The sequence below is a fragment of the Skermanella stibiiresistens SB22 genome (assembly GCF_000576635.1).
Taxonomy (GTDB): Bacteria; Pseudomonadota; Alphaproteobacteria; order Azospirillales; family Azospirillaceae; genus Skermanella; species Skermanella stibiiresistens.
In genome coordinates this window covers 1-395 of the sequence record NZ_AVFL01000129.1, presented here as the reverse complement: position 1 = coordinate 395, position 395 = coordinate 1, and the positions used below count along the sequence as shown (strand labels likewise).

Annotated in this window: 1 protein-coding gene; it reads right to left on the bottom strand. The window is 67.3% G+C overall.

All coding sequences use genetic code 11. The features are described from left to right. Nucleotides 1-395, bottom strand: a 395-nt coding sequence (locus N825_RS35780) for an ABC transporter substrate-binding protein (protein WP_037462509.1), incomplete at both ends; no start/stop codon positions are given.

Here is a 395-nt window from a genome sequence, read left to right as displayed (position 1 = left end):
AGCGGATCACGCCGCCGATCTCGGCATCCGAGCGCAGGTTCAGGCGCAAGTCCACGCCGATCCGGGCCAGTTGTTCCTTGATGAGTTCCAGCGTCGGCGTGTAGCCGGGAAAGCTCCAGGTGACGCCAACCTGCAAACGCTGTCCGTCGCGGCTGCGGATGCCGTCCTTGCCGGCCTTCCAGCCCGCCCGTTCCAGCAGCGCCCGCGCGGCGTCGGGCTGATAGGCCAGCTTGGCCGACAGGTCGACATAGTCCGGCACCGTGGTCGAGACCACGCTGGTGGCGGCCTTGTCGTATTCGGTATAGAGCGCCTCGATGATCTCGGCGCGGTTCACGCCGATCACCAGCGCCTGCCGCACTTCGGGGTGCGACAGAACCGGGCTGGCGATGTTGGGG